This is a genomic window from Sphingobium sp. SA2 (genome assembly GCF_032227065.1).
Classification (GTDB): Bacteria; Pseudomonadota; Alphaproteobacteria; order Sphingomonadales; family Sphingomonadaceae; genus Sphingobium.
Window position 1 is genome coordinate 2,929,163 of sequence record NZ_JAPMXX010000006.1, and the last position, 19,310, is coordinate 2,948,472.

Below are 19,310 nucleotides of genomic sequence, written 5' to 3' on the forward strand. Positions count from 1 at the left end.
CTTTTGCTTAACCTGCGTTGCGAAGCCCGTCGGCGGATCGGGCAAGACAGGAATCCTGGCATGAGTGAAGCGGCACCCCGCTACCAATTTGGCGATATCGCGCGGATATTGGAGGCGCTGGTCGCTGCCGATGGCACCGCAGCGCATAGCTATGCGCTGCGCGCGGGGACTGGCATTGCCCGTGACACGCTGCTGTCGCTCGGCGACCTTGCGGACGCGGCCTATTATCTCTGCCTGCTTCATGGCCGCCATCCCGGCGTCATCGATCATGCCGCCACCCGCTCGGCCGACAATGCCGCGCGCGGCTGGCTGATCGAAGCCGCCGACGCCTTCGCTGCCGAACGCGCCTATATCACCCAGGTGACCGTCGCCGCCGGTCCCGTCCCCAGCACCGCTGGCCAGGCTGATTGCGAAACCGCCGTCAGCCAGCAACGCCATGCGCTCGACATGCTCGCCCAGTCCGACCGGCGCGGCTGCGCCATGGGCGCGGCGATGGCACTGGTCCTCGACTGGCGCGCCGTGCGCCAGGTGCTCGACATCGCCGCCCTGCGCGCGGGCATCGAACCCCATGCCTGCTCCCTGCCCGACCGCGCCGCCACGCTCGATGTCGCCCGCGCGATCGGCGGCGATGACGGCGTCGACCGGGCCATCCAGTTCGGCGCACGCCAGTTGCTCAACCAGCATCGCGGCCTGTGGGACTTGCTCGCCGCCCGCGCCGATGTGCGCGCGCGGCAAGACTGAACCCCACCGATACCGCCCACACGGCTTGCGCCCATGCGCCGCTTTGCCTAGTCCCGCCACAGTGACAGGCTAAGCAGGCGGACGATGATGCGTTTTGAAGGCACCCAGGACTACGTCGCCACCGACGATCTGAAGGTCGCGGTTAACGCCGCCGTGCTGCTGCGCCGCCCCTTGCTCGTGAAGGGGGAACCGGGCACCGGCAAGACCGTGCTGGCGCAGGAAATCGCGACCGCACTTGGCGCACCACTGATCGAATGGAACGTCAAATCGACGACCAAGGCGCATCAGGGCCTCTATGAATATGATGCCGTCGCCCGCCTGCGCGATGGCCAACTCGGCGACCCGCGCGTCCATGAAATCTCCAATTATATCCGCAAGGGCAAATTGTGGGAGGCGTTCACGTCCCCCACCCTGCCCGTGCTGCTGATCGACGAAATCGATAAGGCCGACATCGAATTCCCCAACGATCTGTTGCAGGAACTCGATCGCATGGCCTTCCACGTCTATGAAACCGGCGAGACGATCGCGGCCGCCGACCGGCCCGTGGTCATCATCACCTCGAACAATGAGAAGGAACTGCCCGACGCCTTCCTGCGCCGCTGCTTCTTCCATTATATCAAATTCCCCGATCGTCAGACGATGCAGGCGATCGTCGACGTCCATTTCCCCGGCATCCAGAAAATCCTGGTCAGCAAGGCGATGGATATTTTCTACGAGATTCGCGACGTGCCGGGCCTCAAGAAAAAGCCCTCGACCAGCGAATTGCTCGACTGGCTCAAGCTGCTGCTGAACGAGGATATGCCGCTCGACGTCCTGCAGAATAGCGACCCGACCAAGGCGATCCCTCCGCTCCACGGCGCGCTGCTCAAGAATGAGCAGGACATCATGCTGTTCGAACGTCTCGCCTTCATGGCGCGGCGTCAGGGCCGGTAAGGATTCACCCCAACGCAGATCCCCATAATCTCGCGCGAATCCGCTTGCACCCGCGCGCATTGTCTGTAGCCTTCCTGTAACTATTCAACGCCGCGCCAAGACGGTCTGGATCAGGAGCTGGATGCCAATGCCAAAGCGCGCCCTTTTTCTCTTTACCGCCGCCCTCTGTCTGGCCGCACCCTTTGCCGCGCAAGCCGAAGATACGCTCGAAGCCTGGACGCCGACCGATAGCAGCATCCGCGCGACCGCCGCCGGGATCAGCCTGCCCCACAGCATCGCCACTCTCTCGCTCACCAAGAGCGGCGAAGCCTCCAACGGCGGTCGCGGGATCGACAATTATGCGCAATATGTCTCGCAGGACGGCGCGGTGCAGGCGACGCTCTACGTCTATCTGCCCACCTATGCCGACGCCTCGCTCGCCGCCTATATGACCGACAAGGCGGTGATGGAGCGTTTCGGCCCCAAGACCCGCCGCACCGCCTATGCCAGCGCGCCCGTCGCGGGCCATGCCGACCGCGCGATCCGCGCCGTCTATGATGATGCGGCCGATGGCGCGCTCACCACCGCGGCAGGCTTCGTCCATGCCGGCCGCTGGATCGCCAAGATCCGCGTCACCGGCCCGACCGAACGCCGTGCCGAAGTGCTGGCCGGGCTGGACGCCATGCTTGCGCAGATGACACTGGACGATCCGGCCTCGCTCCACGCCACCGCCCCCGCCCGGTTCGACGCCTGCCCGGTAGCCGCCAACAAGGACGCCCGCCTCACTCGCACGACCGGGACCGGCGAATCCGTGCCGCAAGAGGTCCGCATGCCGCGCGAGGGCAAGGACGCGCTCTGCGTGCGCGGCACCGTCACCACCGCGCAGGGCAGTTACGACATGCTGCAGCAGGTCGGGCGCTCAGACGGCGCGATCATCGTGCCCGTCGATGACAGCGGCACCGTCCTCGCCTTCGATCCCGCCACCAGCGGTACAGGCTATAAGCTGTCGATCCACATGGTCGGCCAGACCGACCTCTACGGCACCTACGACCGCGTCCCCAGCCCCCGCCAGGTCGCGGCCATCCTCGACGGCGACGATCCCCACACCGCCAAGGCGAGCGCCACCGCCGCCTACACCGCGACCGGCGAGGTGACGCTGGTGCAGGCCAATCAGATCAGATAGCCCACCTCATACAGGCCCCAGCGTCGCCCGCCGAACAGCAGCGGCACGAACACGCTGCGCAGCGCGCGATAGCGGCCTTCGCCCAAATCCTGGCGATAGGTGTAGAGGAAGAAGTCGCCCTCGCCGTCCAGTGCGCGGCGGGTCTGGCTGTCCATGAAGATTTGCCGGTTGCGCGCATGTTCCATATTCCAGTCATGCGCGCCGGGCCGCTGCGGCTGGCTTCGCGCGCTGATATGGGTCGGCAGATAGCCATTCATGTCGATCAGGCAGCAGCCCACGATCGCGCTGTCCTGCGCCGTATGCCGGTCCAGCGCCGGGCGCAGGATCGCGTCGGCAAAGGCGGTGAAGCCGGTCTGATATTGTGCCGGGTCCGACCCCGCGACGCGCCGATAATCGACGTCGAACAGCTGCGCCGTGTCGATATGTCCGTCGGCCAACCCCTGCTCGATCAACGCGCCGATCTCCTCCGCGCCTTCCTCGGCCAGCGCGATATAGCGGCTGTTGCGCGTGCGTTGCGGGCCATGGGCTGCGCTGTTGAGCATCGCATTGGCCATGGACTCCAGCCCTTCGAGCTGCACCCGCGCCTCGTCCGCCCGCGCCGCGCTTTCGCTGGCCGACTGGCGAAACGTCGCCAGCCCGTGGCGCAGCGCCGCGACGTCGCCATCGGCCGCATCGGTGCAGGCGACGATCGTCTCGGATCGCTCGCCAAATTGCGTCACCAGCGACGCGATCTCGGCCATGCTCAGCCGCAGCCGGTCGATATGGGTGCCGACCCCGCGCCCGCGCACGATATTGGATTCGACGCCCCCGATCAGCTGGCGCGCATCGCGATCCAACTGGCTCAGCTTGTCACCCACCGATGCGGCCGATTCCCCCGCCTGTCCCGCCAGCCGCCGGATTTCGTCCGCCACCACGGCAAAGCCCTGCGTCGCTGCACCCCCGCGCGCCGCCTCGATCGCGGCATTGACGCCGAGCAGCCGCGTTTGCCGCGCGATCGCACCCAGTTCGTCGGACACATCGCCCACCGCTTCGATCACACTGAGAAATTGGCGCAAATGCCCCTCCAGCCCGGTGACATGCTCGACCAGACCAGTCAGCTCACCGATCGACAGGGTGATGACGTCATGCCCCTCGGCCAGGATCTGCCCGGCCCGCCGCGCGGTCAGACGCAATTCCTGCGCCGCCGTCACGCTCTCGCCATGGCTGGCCGCCAGCGCATCCATATTCGCCTGCAAATCGGCCAGTTGCGCGGCGTCGCCCTGGATGCGGTGATTGAGCGCGCCCAGAAACCCGGCCGTTTCGCTGCATTGCAATGCAATGTCGCCTGACCTTTCGCCCAGATCGGCCAGTAAGTCCCCGTTTTTCAAGCGCGCCCCACAACGTCAATTATGTCTGGATAGTGACGCATTAACCCTGCACTGCAACACTTAATATTGTGCTGCCGTTATGATCGCGCGACCGGCTTGCATCGCCGCGCCTGCTGTCCGACAAGCCTTCCCATGTTGCTCAACTTTCTCGACGCCCTGCGCGCGGCCGGCATTCCCGCCAGCATCAAGGAGCATCTGCTGCTCCTCGAAGCACTCGACCGCGACGTCATCGCCCGCCGCCCGGAGGATTTCTATTATCTCGCCCGCGCGACCTATGTGAAGGACGAAGGCCTGCTCGACCGCTTCGATCAGGTGTTCGCGCAGGTGTTCAAGGGCGTGTTCAGCGCGGAAGGTGTCGAGGCCGACATCCCCGAAGAATGGCTCCGCCTCGTTGCGGAAAAATATCTGAGCGCGGAAGAGATGGAGAAGATCAAGTCGCTGGGTGACTGGGACGAGATCATGGACACGCTCAAGAAACGGTTGGAGGAGCAGAAGGGGCGGCATCAGGGCGGCAATAAATGGGTCGGCACCGGCGGCACCTCGCCCTTCGGCCATGGCGGCTATAATCCCGAAGGCGTCCGCATCGGCGGCGAATCGCGCCACAAGCGCGCGATCAAGGTCTGGGAAAAGCGCGACTTCGCCAATCTCGACAACACCAAGGAACTGGGTACCCGCAACATCAAGGTCGCGCTGCGCCGCCTGCGCCGCTTTGCGCGCGAAGGGGCAGCCGACGAACTCGACCTCGACGAAACCATCCGCGGCACCGCACGCCAGGGCTGGCTTGACATCCGCATGCGCCCCGAACGGCATAATGCGGTCAAGCTGTTGCTGTTTCTCGATGTCGGCGGATCGATGGACCCGTTCGTCACGCTGTGCGAAGAATTATTCTCCGCCGCGACCGGCGAATTCAAGAATCTGGAATTTTTCTACTTCCACAATTGCCTCTATGAAGGCGTGTGGAAGGACAACCGCCGCCGCTTCGCCGAACGCACGCCGACCTGGGACATTCTCCACAAATATGGCCATGATTATAAGGTGATCTTCGTCGGCGACGCGGCGATGAGCCCCTATGAGATCAGCCATCCGGGCGGATCGGTCGAACATATGAACGAGGAAGCAGGCGCGGTCTGGCTCGAACGGGTCGCCCACACCTACCCCGCCACCGTCTGGCTGAACCCCACGCCGCAGGCCCATTGGGGCTATAGCCAATCCACCCGGCTGATCCGCGACCTGATGAACGACCGCATGTATCCGCTGACGATCGAGGGGATAGACGAAGCGATGCGGGAATTGACGCGGAAGCGGTAATTTGGTCCATATCGGACAGTATTCGGCGCTGCGCAACAGATGGCATCGAAACGGTCCAAACTCCCGTTGTTACGCATGCGATATGGGACCAGCTTCCTCTTGCCATAACAGGTGGGAGAAGACTCATGCGTGTCGTCTATATTATTCCTGCACTCGTTCTTTCCTTTCCAGCAGCCGCACTGGCGCAAGATAATGAATGTACCGCACAAGAGGCTGCGATCAACGAAATCACCACCTTGTTCGCCCAGGATCAGGAAGACATCACCACCCGATCTGAAAGCATCAAAAATGATGCAGGCAAGGCGGAAATTTCCGGCACCGTCGACATAAAGATGGTCGAACAAAAACTGATTTTCGATATCCCTACTGTTGTGATGAAGACGAAAGCCATGGCGCTCGACTTGCCCCAGGTAACGATGAATTTGCGGGCGATGTCGTGGGATGAACCCGTAATTACGATGGTAGCAAAGAAGGTGGGTCAGTATCCGGAATTTCGGTGCAGCGGAGGCTGGATTCCCAAGTGCAAGGTCGAGTGGAGTGATATCATCACCCACGTCCCGGTCACGACGATGCAGCGACGCGAAATCAAAATGCATATTCCCGAAACGAAAATGGACCGCACCGACTTTAAATTGGATATTCCCGAAATTCACTCCGACCGGAAGGAATGGTTCGTAAAAATCCCCGAAGTCACTCTGCGCAATTTCGTAGTTGAAGCAGAAAAGCTCAAGTCGCGCGGCGACGAACTCGGCTCCGACGCCATGGCGCTGGCGGCTCGTCAAAAGGAAACAGCCGCTCAACGCACAGCCGCTTTGTTCGAATGTCATCTCGCGACGTTGCAGGTAAAACGCGCCCAAGTTGCCGGCACCTTCGAAACGGCGCTGAATACGCTTGATAGCAGCATTGAAACAATGCGCAAAAATGGTGCTGATCCCAGCAAGGTCGTCACGAATGATAGCGCGACGCCGATGGACTTGCTGGCGAGCAGGTCCGACCTGATCGCAAAACGGGACGCCGCTCTTGCGCAGATCGACACCGCCGTCACGGCCATGCAAAAGGACGAGAAACTGACGGTCGAAAAGACAATTGCCTGAAGCGGCAGGCGGTCTCGCCCCGAAAGGACGAGACCGCCCCTTTACGCCTTGAACACCACCCCACCCGTCATCGCCTCCAGCACGCCCGTCGTGCCCGGAAAGCTGATCGGCAGCCCCAGCATCGACCGCACCGCCATATAGGCAAAGCCCTGCGCTTCCAGCGCGTCTCCGTCCCAGCCCAGGCCATCAACCGGCACCACGTCCAACCCCGTCCGCGCCCGCAGCATCGCCATCAAGGTTGCATTATGCCGCCCGCCGCCCGCGACATGGATGCAGGCGGGGCGCACTGCCAGATGGTCGATCGCCCGCGCCACCGCCGCGGCCGAAAAGGCGGTCAGCGTCGCCGCGCCATCCTCCAGGCTCAGGCCCAGCACCGCGTCGATCGTGAACGCTTCCCTGTCGATGCTCTTGGGCGGTGGCAAATCGAACCAGGGATCGGCCAGCATCGCCGCCAGCCGCGCCTCGTCCACTTGGCCAAGCGCCGCCACCGCGCCGCCTTCGTCATAGGCCGCATCGCCCTGCGCCTGCATCCAATTGTCGATCAGCCCGCTCGCCATGCCGGTGTCGAACGCGACCAGATCGCCGTCCGTCCCGATCGCGGTGATATTGGCCACGCCGCCCAGGTTCAGGATCGCGGCGGGCTTCGTCAGCCCCTCCGCCAGCGCGCGATGATAGACCGGCATCAGCGGCGCGCCCTGCCCGCCCGCCGCCACATCAGCGCTGCGCAGGTCGCCCACCACCGTAATGCCGAACGCCCCCGCCAGTGCCGCCCCGTCGCCAATCTGCCAGGTCCAGCCCCGATCGGGCCGATGCGCCACAGTATGGCCGTGAAAGCCGATGACGCCAATATCCTGCGCCACATGCCCGCTGCGCCCCAGCAGGTCGGCGACCGCCTCGACATGCAATTCGGTCAGTTCGCCCTCGACCGACGCGATCAGCGGCTCGAACCCCGGCGCATTCATCGCCATCGCCCGCGTGCAGCTTTCCGCCAGCCGCACGCGAAACCCGTCATCATAGGCTTTGGCGTGAAAGGCGACCGGCGTAACCGCCCGCTTCCCGTCCGTCTCGATCAAGGCCGCGTCGATGCCATCGCGCGACGTCCCGGACATCAGGCCAATTGCCAGCATTCGTTGAACTCCGTTCGGATGGGGGGACTTTTCGCCACGCATCGCCAATGCTACAGGCGCGGCCCATGAGCAACTATCAGTCCGATCTTCTGCGCCTGCTCGAAGCGCGCGGCTACATCCATCAGCTAACCGACGCGGCCGGCCTCGACGCGATGGCCGTAAGCCAGGTGGTGCCGGGCTATATCGGCTTCGATCCCACCGCGCCCTCGCTTCATGTCGGCAGCCTGGTGCAGATCATGATGCTGCGGCGGATGCAGCAGGCGGGGCACAAGCCGATCGTCCTGATGGGCGGCGGCACCGGCAAGATCGGCGATCCTTCGCTGCGCGACGAAGCCCGTTCGCTGCTGACCAACGAAAAGATCGCGGAGAATGTCGCGAGCATCAAGCGCGTATTCGAACGCTTCCTGACCTTTGGCGATGGCCCGACCGACGCGGTGATGGTCGACAATGCCGACTGGCTCGACAAGCTCGAATATATCCCCTTCCTGCGCGACATCGGCCAGCATTTCTCGGTCAATCGGATGCTCAGCTTCGATTCGGTCAAGCTGCGGCTCGACCGCGAACAATCGCTCAGCTTCCTCGAATTCAATTACATGATCCTGCAGGCCTACGACTTTCTGGAATTGTCGCGCCGGGCCTCCTGCCGCCTGCAAATGGGCGGGTCGGATCAATGGGGCAATATCGTCAACGGCATCGAACTTGCCCGCCGGGTCGATGGCACGCAGGTCTTCGGCCTTACCTCCCCGCTCATCACCACGGCGGACGGCGGCAAGATGGGCAAGACCGCCAAGGGCGCAGTGTGGCTCAATGCCGATGCGCTCTCGCCCTACGACTATTGGCAATTCTGGCGCAACACGCAGGATGCCGATGTCGGCCGCTTCATGCGCCTGTTCACCGACCTGCCGCTCGAAGAGATTGCCGAACTCGAACGGCTTGGCGGCGCGGAAATCAACCATGCCAAGAAGCTGCTGGCCGATGCCGCCACCGCCATGGCCCATGGCACGGACGCCGCCACCGCCGCCGCCGACACCGCGCGCAAGACGTTCGAGGAAGGCGCATCCGACGCCAACCTGCCGACCGTCAGCCTCGGCACCGACGGCCTGACCGTCGTTCAGGCGACCGCTGGCCTGGGCTTTGCGCCATCGAACAAGGAAGTCCGGCGCAAGCTGGCCGAAGGCGCGATTCGCGTGAATGGCCAGGTCGTGACCGATCCGGCCATGATACTGAACGCAGGCGACAAATTGAGTTTCGGCGCGAAAAAGCATGGCATGATCGTCGCCTAACGGGGAATAGAGTCTTAGGCCGACATTAACGCTTTCTGGCAGGACGTCGTTCACATCTAGACGGGCAGGCTGCGGCCATGTCCTCGCTATTCGCCCATCTCGACCATGTCCAACGCTCGCGCGATCCCGCCGTGGATCAGCGCCGGGCGCGCCGCGATCTTGTTGACCTGGTCAGCCACGTCACTGTGGACATCCGCGCCCATAGTGTGCGGATCATCAACCTGTCGCCGCTCGGCCTCATGTGCCGCAGCGACGAGAGGGTATCCGTTGGCGAGCGCGTGACCGTGTGGCTCCCACTGGTGCAGGACATGCCCGCCGACATACGCTGGGTGGAAGATGGCCGGATCGGCATGGAGTTCATCGAGCCGATCAAGCCGCGCATCTATGACGCGCTGATGGCGCTCATCCCGCCGCGTCGGACGGCCTGGTAAAAGGCACCATCGCCGCCCCCTCCGCCGTCTCGATCCGCTGCCGCCCGCGCACTAGCGCTTCGGGCATCTCGGTCCGCAAAAAGTCCAGCATCGCCTCTCGCACATCGCAGCGCAGGTCGAACGCCACCCCGGCATTGCGCGCCGACAGCAAGCAGCGCAGTTCCAGCGCGTCGGCACGATGGTCGGTCACCTGCAACAGCACGACCCGCTTGTCCCAGCGCGCGTTGGCGGTCGTCACTTCCACCAACTTCTCGCGGATACGCGCCACATCGGCGGTCGGATCGACATAAAGGAACACCGTGCCCAACAGGTCCGACGTCTTGGTCGTCCAGTTCTGAAACGGCTTTTCCAGAAAATAGGATACCGGCACCACCATCCGCCGATCGTCCCATATGCGGACCACGACGAAGGTCAGCGTAATATCCTCGATCCGCCCCCATTCGCCCTCGACGATCACCACATCGTCCAGCCGGATCGGCTCGGAAAAGGCCATCTGGATGCCCGCGATCAGATTTTTGAGCGCTGGCTGGGCCGCCGCACCCACGGCCAGGCCGACCAGACCGGCCGACGCCGCCAGCGTCACGCCGATCGTCCGCACGCCGGGGATCGCCATCAATATCATCGCGATCACCAGCACCGCGATGACGCTCTGCGCGACACGATAGAGGATGCGGACGCGGGTATGGCGTTGGCGCGCTTTCAGATTATCCTCCGCGTTGATGTCGACGCTGCGCTCGATCATCACGCGGGTCGCGCGCATCAGCCGGAACAGCAGCCAGCCGACCAGCAACGCGAAGACCATCTTCGACCCGATCGACCAAAGCCCTTCGACGCGCGGTCCCAACTCCAGCGGCTGCACCCCCGCGCCCAATGCGAGCAACACCACCAGCCACCGCGTCGGCTGAAACAGCGCCGGTAGCAACACCGGGTCCATCCGCTGCCGCACCAGGCGCAACACGACGGCGTAGAGCGCCCAGTGAAGGAGAAAGGCCGAAGCGACAGCGAGCGCGATCGAAACGGCTGCCGTCGATGTGATATGGGTCAGGCTCAGGTCCATCCCGCAAAAACGCGGCACAAGGCCGATTGTTTCGCAGGCGCAGCATAATTGCCGAGGATTTGGACCTCCTTCTTTCCCGCCCGCTCGCGCGCGCTGCAACCCACCGTCGCGCTCAGCCAGCGGCCTGCTCTTCTTAGCCCTCTCCCGCCTTCGCGGGACCACCAATGTTGTAACTCGCTGCAAATTGCGATCTGATTCGACGTGGCTAGCGCGACGGCGTCCCCAACTCCCAGGCAAGAGGTTTGTTGTGTTGATTTCACACGATAACCCCAAGCCCCAGCAAAAAAGTCCATATTTGTTTCCACGTATCGAGTGGGCAGCTATCGTATGAACGGGCCGACACGGGAGGCAATCTAGCTATTCCAGCTTGTGCTAATCGAGCGTACGCTGCGGTGCATGGGAATAGTCTGTTTGCCATGCAAACATTCGGCCGGTTCCAGACTAGCGGAGTCCTGGAAGCCAAAGAATGAACCGCGCCATTTCGATCGAAGTTGACGAAATTATGGGGGATTCTTTTTTTGCTCAAGGCGGCGGGCAGCTATTTCCCGCATCTGCCAGACGCCGGACCTCCTGCGCGGCGACCTGCGCCAGCCATGCGCGGCGTTCGGCCTTGTCGGCATTTTCCTCCGCCAGCTTGCGCGCGGCCTGCGCTTCGTTGCGCTGCTGCACGGCCATGCGGGCATAGGTGAAGGCAGCGATCGACAGACCGCTCAGCACCATGATCAAAAGGAAGGCGAAGGCAGACAGCCCAGCGGCGATGCGGCGGCTGCGGCGCTGGTCGCGGCGGTAGAGGCTGGCATAGGGGGTGCCAAGCAGCCCGGCGATCAGCTTTAGTTTGACAATGTTGCGATCATTTTTCTGGAGATCAGGCGCCAGCGGTTCGAGCGGCTGGCTGCGATCCAGTTCCCCGTCCGCGTCGAGCGCGAACAGCAACGGCGCGGGAAAACAGTCGGTGTCGGGATCGCCTGGCTTGCCCGCCGCGATCAGCGCGAATACCGGGGCGTCGGGCTGGATTGTCTTGAAGCTGCGAATCTCCTTGTCGACCCAGATCGAACGGGCGGCGGTGGGGGAGCAAATGACGATCAGCGCGTCGGAGCGGGTGAGCGCACCCTCTAATTTGGGGCCAAGTTCGGCAGCGCCCGCCAGTTCATCCTCATCACGGAAAATCGGCCGCAGCCGCGAGGGGATCGGGCCGCGATCGCCCGGCGTGCCGACCAGCGCCATGGGCACGCGATAATTTTCGATCGCGCGGTGCAGCCAGCGCGCGACCTTCATGTCGGCATGGCTGTAGCTGATAAAGGCGGCATAGCGCCCGGCCCCTGCCCCGCCGACCAGAGCGGTGAGTTGTTTCCGGGCGAAATCGGCCAGGTCTGCGCCACCGCTCAGCACTGGCTTTCCGACCGCTGCGGCAGTATCCACGGGAATGGAGATGATCTTGCTGAAAGGGTTGGACATGAAGCGCAAAATCCTAATCGCAAGTGGGGCGATGATGCTGGCATGTGGTGGCGCGATGGCGCAGGAGGCTGCGCCCGCCGCCAAGACGCCTGCGGCCAGGCCCGCCGACCCGTTCGCGCAGGCGATTGCCGCGCGACAGGTCGCCGACTTTGCCCGGCGTGACGGCGACCCTTATGCAATGTTGACCGCTGCGCGGATGCTGCAGCAGGTGCCGATGAGCGATGGCGCGACCCCGGCGGAGGGCGGCGCGGCCTTTTCGCCCGATGCATTGTTTGCCGAAGCCAAAGCGCTGGCTCGTGACGATCAGGCCTTGCTGTTGCAAATCCGCCTGTCCCAGTCGGCCGCCGGGCGCGGCGTGACCGCATCGGCCTTCGGTAAGGGGCTGGTGCGGCGGGTACAGGATGTCGGCGCGCGCAACGCCTATCGCTTCACCGTCACCGCCAAGGGTGGCGAGCCGCTGCGCATCGGCGCGATCGGCGACATCGGCACTAGCATGTATATCCGCCTGCTCGATGCGTCGGGCAGGCAATTGTGCCTGGACGATAATGCAGATTATGCCCCGGTCTGCGCGGTGACGCCGCGCGCGTCGGGCCAATATCGCATCGACATCGGCAACAAGAGCGCAGCCAAGAGCCGCACGGTGATTTTGAGTAATTGAGACCGGCATTCCGTCAGTTGCCGGTATAAAGTTCGCCGATCGACAGGCTGGCCTGCGCCTTGGCCAGCAGATCGCGGATCGGTGCGACCAATCGGGCGGCGGCGCGCTGGTTTTCGACCGTGCGCAGCAGCAGGCGGAAGGCTTCGGGCGGCTGGGGCGTCATCAGGGCGACCACATGGTCCGCGCCATAGGGGGCGATCACCTGGCTTTCGAGCAGGGGGAGTGACTGGCCGGGTGCCAGGCGGCCGTCGCCGTCCGAGGGATCGGACGGGAAGAGGCGCTGGACGGTGCCGTCCGACGCTATGTTGAACACAGTGGCATATGGGGGCGCGGCGCCTGACTGAGCGGCCCCCTGTTGCGCCAGCGCCAGCGTAACCGGCGCGCCGGACGGATAGCGCGCGCCATTGTCCAACGGGCCGATCGTCAGCCGACTGTGCTGTTCGGACAGCAGCGGACGCAGCGCCTCGATCGCCGCCCATTTGTCGATCACGCCGCGCAGTTGCGGCAGGGTTTTGACATTTTGCGCGACCATGTCGCCGGTGCGGCGGAGCATGACCTGACGAACAGTGTCCCAGACGAAATCCGCGCCCTTGCCATCGGTCAGGATGCGCCAGGGATGGTCGCCAGTGACGCTGGCGCGCACCTTGACGTCCGCGACGTACAGGCCCGGCAGCGTCGGGGCGACCGGTGGGGCGGGCGGCGGCGGCACGGTGGCGAACAGCCCCTGCCCTTCGCGGCCCGGCGGGATGATGCTGGCGCTTTCCTGCCGCTGGCCGCTCAACATGCGGACCTGGACATTGAGATAGGCGCCCAGTTCGCCGATGGTCAGCTTGCCATCGCCGTCCTGATCCGCCGCCATGCCCGTGCCATCGGCGCGCGGCGTGGTCAGCCCCTGCTCGAACGACCAGGTCAGGAAACCGCGCGTCGGCGCGCCCTCGACCGGCAGGGCATTTTCCCACGCTACCTGATCGTCGCGGGCAGCGCTGATGTAGAAGAGGTTGGGCAGATCCTCCCGCGTGGCGGTGAGCGCTGTGCCCTCGACCGACGCCCCCTCTACCGAGGCCAAGGTGCTGGCAAAGCGCGGCGCGGGGCGCGACCCCAGATCGACATTGCGCCCGCCCAGCGTCAGCCGCGGGGTCATGCCCATAGCCCGCGGATCGACCGAGCGATGCAATGTGCCCGAATGGCAGGTGTCGGCCATCATCAGCACCTGCACCCCACGCGGGATGTAAAGAGCGAGCCAGGTGTAGAAATCCTTGTCGACGATGAAGCGTTCAGCGTCCTTGCTGTCGGGGTCGAAACCAGGGAGCGGCAGGAACTGGTCGGTGTCGCCGTCGCGCGTCCCCTTGACGCTGGCTTCGGCCAGCGCGCCATGGCCAGTATAGTAAAGGAATATCCAGTCGCCCGGTTTTGACCGAAGGCCCAAAGCATGGAGCGCGGTTTCGACCGTGGTGCGGCTGACGCCGTCATTACGCAGCACTGTGACATCGCTGGCCCCCTGGCCGCGAATCACTGTCTCCATGGCTTGAAGATCATTTTCGGGACCGGCCAGGTCCATGATCAGACTGGAGCGGAACTGCCATGCGCCGACCAGCAGGGCACGGGTTTCGGCCTTGGCGACCGAGGGGTATGCCAATATTGTGACAAAAGCCGCCAATACTGTTGCCCAGAGTCCACGACGCCCCTTCGCCACTTGGAATCTCCCCCGCTTTTTTGTTGCCTGAACAGTCAATAACCCATAATCTGATAATGGTTAGGGGAGCAATAACTATATCATGACTCGGGGCGGAACGATGATAATAGTAAGAGACGTCTTAGCCATTGCTTCTCTAGGACTTTCGCTGGACGTAGCATCCGCTGCGCTGGCGCAGGTCACTCCGCCCGCGACACCGCCGCAGGATCAGCGGGGCGATGCGGCCGATGGTGCTGCGGCCCGTGGCGTGCGCATCATCGCCCCCGAAGCGCCGCCCGCCAATATTGTTGCGAATGGGCAACAAGCCGTGCCCGCCACCCCGCCTTTGCCTGCCCCACCCACAGCCAATGCGATCGCGCCGGCGAAGCAGCGCCCGGCCGAACCTGTCGGTACGTTGCCGCCCCCCGTGGCGACCCCGGCGGTATTGAAAGGCTGCGACCGGCCAGTCGCCAAGCCTGCGCTCCGCTTTGCCGACCCCGCCCGGTTCGACCGCGCGCTCAAGTCCAAGCTGCGGCGCGGCCGGACAGTGGTGGTCGATCTCGATGCGCCCTATCCGGTCGCCAATGAAGCGCCCGCGCCGCTGGGTGCCTGGCTGAACGAAATTGAAAAGAGCGGCGGCATGGTCACCGTCAGCCCCTATTGCCAGAAGGGACGCGGCCTTGGTGGCTTTTTCGCCAAGCTGTTCGGCGGTGGCCCGGCCGAACCCTATAAGACCGCGCGCGCCTATGACGCGGTGCTGCATGTCGATGCGGTCGACCAAATCGTCACTCAAGTGGAATTCGCCCCGCGCAAGGCCGTGAAATGATCGCGCGGCCCGGCCTGTCTCTAGCGCCGCTGTTCCGCGCCATAGCAGCGCTGGGCCTGCTGGTTGCGCTGCTGGTGGCTGGCGGGACGGCGCGGGCAGCCGATGAACCCCGGCTGGCGCTGGTGATCGTCAACGGCGCTTACCAGTCGTTCGACAGGCTCGCGTCCACCTATGCCGATGGCGACAAGATCACCACCGCGCTCAACGCCACCGGCTTTGTCGATGCCAGCGGTGAGGGACCGGTGCAGGTCAGGCGCGACCTGTCGCGCGATGCGATGCTGGCCGCCATCGCCGATTTTCGCGCGAAGCTGGCCGCAGCCGGACCCAAGGCATTCGGGATGCTCTATTTCTCCGGCCATGGCGCGGCGCTCGGCAGCTATGGCGACGTCATGCTGCTGCCGGTCGATGCCGGGCGCGACGTGACGGCGGAGACGGCGACGCTGACCCGCGCGGCGCTGACCCGCAACCTGCTGGGGTCGGGGGCGAAAACGATGCTGATCGTGCTGGACATGTGCCGCAATGTGCTGGCCGCGCCGCCTCCGTCGCTGGCGCAGATGATCGCCGACGAGACCGGCGTCGAGACGAGCGCCGTGGGCGAGTTGGCCGGGAGCAAGGGGCTGCGCCGCATGGTGCGCGCGCCCGCCGCCGCGATCCGCCCCGATCAGGGCTATCTGGTCGCTTTCTCCACCAGCGCCGACCAGTTCGCGTTCGATGACGGCATCTTCTCCAAAGTGCTGGCCGAAGAAATCCGCCGCCCGCAGCAGAATATCGCCGACGCCCTCAAGCGCGTATCGGATCGGGTGGCGCTGTCGTCAGGCAAGAATTTCCAGAAGCCGACCTTCGACTATGGGCTTCAGGGCGCGCCGCCCTGTTTCATTTCCTGCGACCGCTCATCGAATGACCGCTTTTACGATTGCGCCAATTGCCCTTGGATGCGCGCCATCCCGGTCGGGACCACGCCGTTCGGGTCACCCCCATCGGAACCGGGACGCGGCAATGACGAGCCGGTCCAGACCAATGTGCGGATCGAACAGCCCTTTGCCATCGGCGTCTATGAAGTGACGATTGCGGAATGGAATGGCTGCGTGCGCGACAATGCCTGCACGAAGCTGGGCAATTGGGCGAAGGAAAATCCCAATCCGCTGATCCCGGCAACCGACATCAGCTATGAGGATGCGCAGGCGTTCCTGGCCTGGCTGACGGTCAAATCCGGGCGCACCTATCGCCTGCCGACCGAGGCGGAGTGGGAATATGCCAGCCGTGGCGGCACGCAGAGCGCCTTTCCGTGGGGCGATGACATCAGCCCAAGCCAGGCCAATTATGATCATACCGCCCGCTATCGCGGATCGGACACCGCGCCCTATCGTGGTTGTCCCGAAAGCGTGAACGGCTATCCCGCCAACGCCTTTGGCCTCAACCAGATGCAGGGCAATGTGTGGGAATGGACGTCGGGCTGCACTGACCAGTCGTGCCGGACGCGGGTGATCCGTGGCGGATCGTTCGAGAGCGCGCCCGATGCGCTGCGATCGGCCAACCGGCTTACGCTCACGCCGACCAAGCGGCGGCAGGATGCGGGGCTGCGGGTGGTGCGGGATCTGGACCCGGACGAAATACTCGGCGCGTCCTGACAAGTTTCAATGTGGGTCAGGAACCGGAGAGGGAAACCGGTTCTGTAAATGGGGTGAGACAATGAAGAAATATCTGGCGACGGCGGCATTGGTGGCATGTGTGCCGGGGATGGCGCAGGCATCGCCCTACCTGGCGACGGTGGGCAGCCCGAACAGCTTGCAGCATAGTGCGGTATCGACCGCGCTGAACCTCAATGACCTGGACTATGACGATGATCCGGACACGCCCGGTTTCGACATGGAGGGGGATGCCGATACGATCGGCGGCGCGATCACCTATTGGGGGTCGGCAGGGGTCGAGGGCCAGCGTTACGAATTGCGCTATCAAAAGGCGCTGCGCCCGTTCGAGGGCAGCCGCGCCCGCGTGCTGATCGACCCGGTGCTCAACGTCCTGCACGTCAATAATGGCGCGACCGCGACGATGGGGACGCTGTCCACCGGGGTCGAGATACCGGTCCAACCCAACTGGCTGATCACCCCGCGCGCCGCCTATGGCGTGACCGACGCAGGTGCCTATTTCGGATCGACCAGCAGCGACCTGATCACCCTGTCGGCCAGCAGCCGCTACAAGATCGCGCAGGTCGGGCGCGGCGACCTGACCATCGGCAATATGATCGGCTGGTCCACCACGACCGATTGGGGGCTGGGTCGCGACCCGGCCTTCTATGTGAAGGAAAATGTCTTCACCTTCCGCAACGGCGTTGCCTACCAACTGCCGTTCAAGGGACGGATGTTTGGCGGGCGGCAGGGGTCGATGCGCGCCAGTTACACCTGGACCAAGCTGACCGACGATCCGCAATCCTATGAAAATGTGCATGAAGCGGCGCTGAGCATCGGCGTCCGCACCCGCGAGGCCGAACAGAAGAGCAAGGCCGAACAACTGCGTATCGGCCTGATCTACACCCATGGCACGAGCAGCTTTTCGCATGATTTCGATTATGACGCGGTGACGCTGACCATCGGCTATCGCTTCTAAAAACAGCCTATCCAAGGGGAGGAACGGGCGATGACGCATCGGGCCATGCGCTGGAGCACAGCCGCGTTGCTGGCACTGTCGGGGGTCGGCCTTTCGGCGCTGTCGGCGCAGGAGGCGGACGATCCGCAGTTCATGACCGGCGCAGAACCCGTTTCTCCCGAAGAGTATGCGAAACTGCCCAAACAGGGGCGGTTTCGCGCCTATCTGCCCAAGCGGGTCGACCTGTCCAACGCCTATCCGCCGCCCGGATCGCAGGGGCCGCAGCCCAATTGCGTCGCCTGGGCGACCACCTATGCCGCGCGGACGTTCCTCAATTTCCGCGACAAGGATGTGCAGCCGGCCGCCCCCGCCGACCAGATGAGCCCGGCCTATGTCTATAACCGGCTGCGCCCCGCGGGGACGCCGTGCAACGGCACGATCAGCATCGTCCAGGCGCTGACTTTGCTCAAAAATGAGGGGACGGTCAGCCTGGCCGATTTCCCCGACGACATGACCAAATGCGCAATCCCCGCACCCGATGCGCTGAAAATCAAGGCGGGCGATTATCGCCTGCTCGACTGGCGCGCGGTCGATCGAGAGGTGAAGGACGACTGGCGCACGCCGATCATATTGGACGACGTCAAGGGCGCACTGGCGCGCGGCGCGCCGGTGATCTTCGCCATGCCCACGCCGGTCGATTTCAAGGCGCATCGCGGCGACGGCATCTACACCCGCGCCGAGAAGCCGCAAAAGGCCAATTATCATGCCATGGCGATCGTTGGCTATGATGAGGAACGGCAGGCGCTGCGCATCATGAACAGCTGGGGACCGATCTGGGGCGACAAGGGCTATGCCTGGATCGACTATGCGACCTTCCGGCTGCTAACCGGCGAGGCCTATTCGCTCGAAGCGCCGGTCGCGCCAGCCGCGCTCGGCGTGCCGCCCCCTCCGCCCAAAAACGCGGCGCAGATGGTGACGGAGCAGGCCGACGCCATGCCCTGCGGTGCCGTCAGTGTGAAAGGCGGCGCAGTATCCGGCTTTTCCGGCGACCTGAATGCGATTGCCGCTTTACGCGAAGCGGCGTTAAAGGCCGACCCCAAGACGAAGTTCGAGGTGCGCCACCTGCCCTGGCCGCAATGCGAGGCGGCGCTGACGCTGGCCGCACCGCTGGCGCGCGCGGGCACCCGCATCACCACGCTGACCGAGGCGGGCGCGCCGCGCGAGGGCGATCCGGTGACGATGAAGGAGAATGAGATTTTCGGCGTCAGCGCGACCACCACGGCGGCGCGGCCTTATCTGAGCATCATCTACCTGCAGGCCGATGGCAGCGCGGTGGAACTGCATCGCGGCCATCCCGAACCCGACCGCAAGGGCGTGCGGCAGGTGATGATCGGCCTGTCCAAAACCGCGCAGCGCTATGCCGTCGCGCCGCCCTTCGGCCCGGAACTCATCCTCGCGCTGGCATCCGACAAGCCGCTGTTCGGCGACGATGAAGTGGTCAATGGCACCGAACGCCAGTTTCTGACGCGGTTGCGTGCCAAACTTGTCAATCATCCCGGTGACGGCGTCTCCGCCGCCTTCGTCCGCCTGCACACCAGCAACTGACGCTGGCG

At 64.2% G+C, this 19,310-nt stretch carries 17 protein-coding genes; 12 read left to right on the forward strand and 5 right to left on the reverse strand.

Annotation, left to right across the window (positions count from 1 at the left end):
• Window positions 1–60: 60 nt before the first annotated feature.
• The 3 genes from OVY48_RS21720 (at window position 61) to OVY48_RS21730 (ending at window position 2,836) form a co-directional block, all read left to right on the forward strand.
• Window positions 61–741, forward strand: coding sequence for a DUF6975 family protein (locus OVY48_RS21720; RefSeq protein WP_096061996.1), 681 nt, complete (start codon window positions 61–63; stop codon window positions 739–741).
• A gap of 87 nt (window positions 742–828) precedes the next feature.
• Complete coding sequence (locus OVY48_RS21725) at window positions 829–1,674, forward strand: AAA family ATPase (protein ID WP_037477788.1); 846 nt, start codon at window positions 829–831, stop codon at window positions 1,672–1,674.
• A gap of 127 nt (window positions 1,675–1,801) precedes the next feature.
• Complete coding sequence (locus OVY48_RS21730) at window positions 1,802–2,836, forward strand: hypothetical protein (RefSeq protein WP_313924411.1); 1,035 nt, start codon at window positions 1,802–1,804, stop codon at window positions 2,834–2,836.
• Here OVY48_RS21730 and OVY48_RS21735 read toward each other — a convergent pair.
• Window positions 2,824–4,203 (reverse strand): methyl-accepting chemotaxis protein, encoded by a 1,380-nt coding sequence (locus OVY48_RS21735; RefSeq protein ID WP_313924412.1) that lies wholly within the window; start codon window positions 4,201–4,203, stop codon window positions 2,824–2,826. The two genes, OVY48_RS21730 and OVY48_RS21735, sit on opposite strands and share 13 nt — an antisense overlap.
• Window positions 4,204–4,335: 132 nt before the next feature.
• Between OVY48_RS21735 and OVY48_RS21740 the strand changes: the two genes are divergently transcribed.
• Entirely contained in the window at window positions 4,336–5,511 is a 1,176-nt protein-coding gene (locus OVY48_RS21740) for a vWA domain-containing protein (protein WP_313924413.1), read from the forward strand.
• Between the two features lie 125 nt (window positions 5,512–5,636).
• Window positions 5,637–6,605, forward strand: a complete 969-nt coding sequence (locus OVY48_RS21745) for a hypothetical protein (protein ID WP_313924414.1) — start codon at window positions 5,637–5,639, stop codon at window positions 6,603–6,605.
• Between the two features lie 41 nt (window positions 6,606–6,646).
• On the opposite strand, the gene OVY48_RS21750 is transcribed toward OVY48_RS21745, so the two are convergent.
• The gene (locus OVY48_RS21750; RefSeq protein ID WP_313924415.1) at window positions 6,647–7,732 is read right to left on the reverse strand and encodes an anhydro-N-acetylmuramic acid kinase; all 1,086 of its coding nucleotides are present in this window, start codon (window positions 7,730–7,732) and stop codon (window positions 6,647–6,649) included.
• Between the two features lie 65 nt (window positions 7,733–7,797).
• On the opposite strand from OVY48_RS21750, the gene tyrS reads away from it, so the two are divergent.
• Both tyrS and OVY48_RS21760 read left to right on the forward strand, forming a co-directional pair.
• Window positions 7,798–9,015 carry a tyrosine--tRNA ligase gene (gene tyrS / locus OVY48_RS21755; protein ID WP_313924416.1) on the forward strand — a complete coding sequence of 406 codons (1,218 nt, stop codon included), beginning with the start codon at window positions 7,798–7,800 and terminating at the stop codon, window positions 9,013–9,015.
• Between the two features lie 77 nt (window positions 9,016–9,092).
• Complete coding sequence (locus OVY48_RS21760) at window positions 9,093–9,446, forward strand: PilZ domain-containing protein (RefSeq protein ID WP_313924417.1); 354 nt, start codon at window positions 9,093–9,095, stop codon at window positions 9,444–9,446.
• Here OVY48_RS21760 and OVY48_RS21765 read toward each other — a convergent pair.
• Both OVY48_RS21765 and OVY48_RS21770 read right to left on the reverse strand, forming a co-directional pair.
• Window positions 9,418–10,503, reverse strand: coding sequence for a mechanosensitive ion channel family protein (locus OVY48_RS21765; RefSeq protein ID WP_313924873.1), 1,086 nt, complete (start codon window positions 10,501–10,503; stop codon window positions 9,418–9,420). The genes OVY48_RS21760 and OVY48_RS21765 overlap by 29 nt on opposite strands.
• Window positions 10,504–11,025: 522 nt before the next feature.
• Complete coding sequence (locus OVY48_RS21770) at window positions 11,026–11,958, reverse strand: toll/interleukin-1 receptor domain-containing protein (protein WP_313924418.1); 933 nt, start codon at window positions 11,956–11,958, stop codon at window positions 11,026–11,028.
• On the opposite strand from OVY48_RS21770, the gene OVY48_RS21775 reads away from it, so the two are divergent.
• Entirely contained in the window at window positions 11,957–12,616 is a 660-nt protein-coding gene (locus tag OVY48_RS21775) for a hypothetical protein (RefSeq protein ID WP_313924419.1), read from the forward strand. The genes OVY48_RS21770 and OVY48_RS21775 overlap by 2 nt on opposite strands.
• Window positions 12,617–12,629: 13 nt before the next feature.
• Here OVY48_RS21775 and OVY48_RS21780 read toward each other — a convergent pair whose 3' ends face one another.
• Entirely contained in the window at window positions 12,630–14,252 is a 1,623-nt protein-coding gene (locus tag OVY48_RS21780; protein ID WP_313924420.1) for a caspase family protein, read from the reverse strand.
• A 157-nt stretch (window positions 14,253–14,409) separates the two neighbouring features.
• On the opposite strand from OVY48_RS21780, the gene OVY48_RS21785 reads away from it, so the two are divergent.
• The 4 genes from OVY48_RS21785 to OVY48_RS21800 all read left to right on the forward strand — a co-directional run bounded on the left by OVY48_RS21785 (window position 14,410) and on the right by OVY48_RS21800 (window position 19,302).
• Window positions 14,410–15,114 carry a hypothetical protein gene (locus tag OVY48_RS21785; RefSeq protein WP_313924421.1) on the forward strand — a complete coding sequence of 235 codons (705 nt, stop codon included), beginning with the start codon at window positions 14,410–14,412 and terminating at the stop codon, window positions 15,112–15,114.
• Window positions 15,111–16,742, forward strand: a complete 1,632-nt coding sequence (locus OVY48_RS21790; RefSeq protein WP_313924422.1) for an SUMF1/EgtB/PvdO family nonheme iron enzyme — start codon at window positions 15,111–15,113, stop codon at window positions 16,740–16,742. The genes OVY48_RS21785 and OVY48_RS21790 overlap by 4 nt, the downstream gene beginning before the upstream one ends.
• A gap of 61 nt (window positions 16,743–16,803) precedes the next feature.
• On the forward strand, window positions 16,804–17,718 hold the full coding sequence (locus OVY48_RS21795; protein WP_313924423.1) for a hypothetical protein: 915 nt from the start codon (window positions 16,804–16,806) through the stop codon (window positions 17,716–17,718).
• Between the two features lie 30 nt (window positions 17,719–17,748).
• The gene (locus OVY48_RS21800; protein WP_313924424.1) at window positions 17,749–19,302 is read left to right on the forward strand and encodes a C1 family peptidase; all 1,554 of its coding nucleotides are present in this window, start codon (window positions 17,749–17,751) and stop codon (window positions 19,300–19,302) included.
• Window positions 19,303–19,310 lie beyond the last annotated feature (8 nt).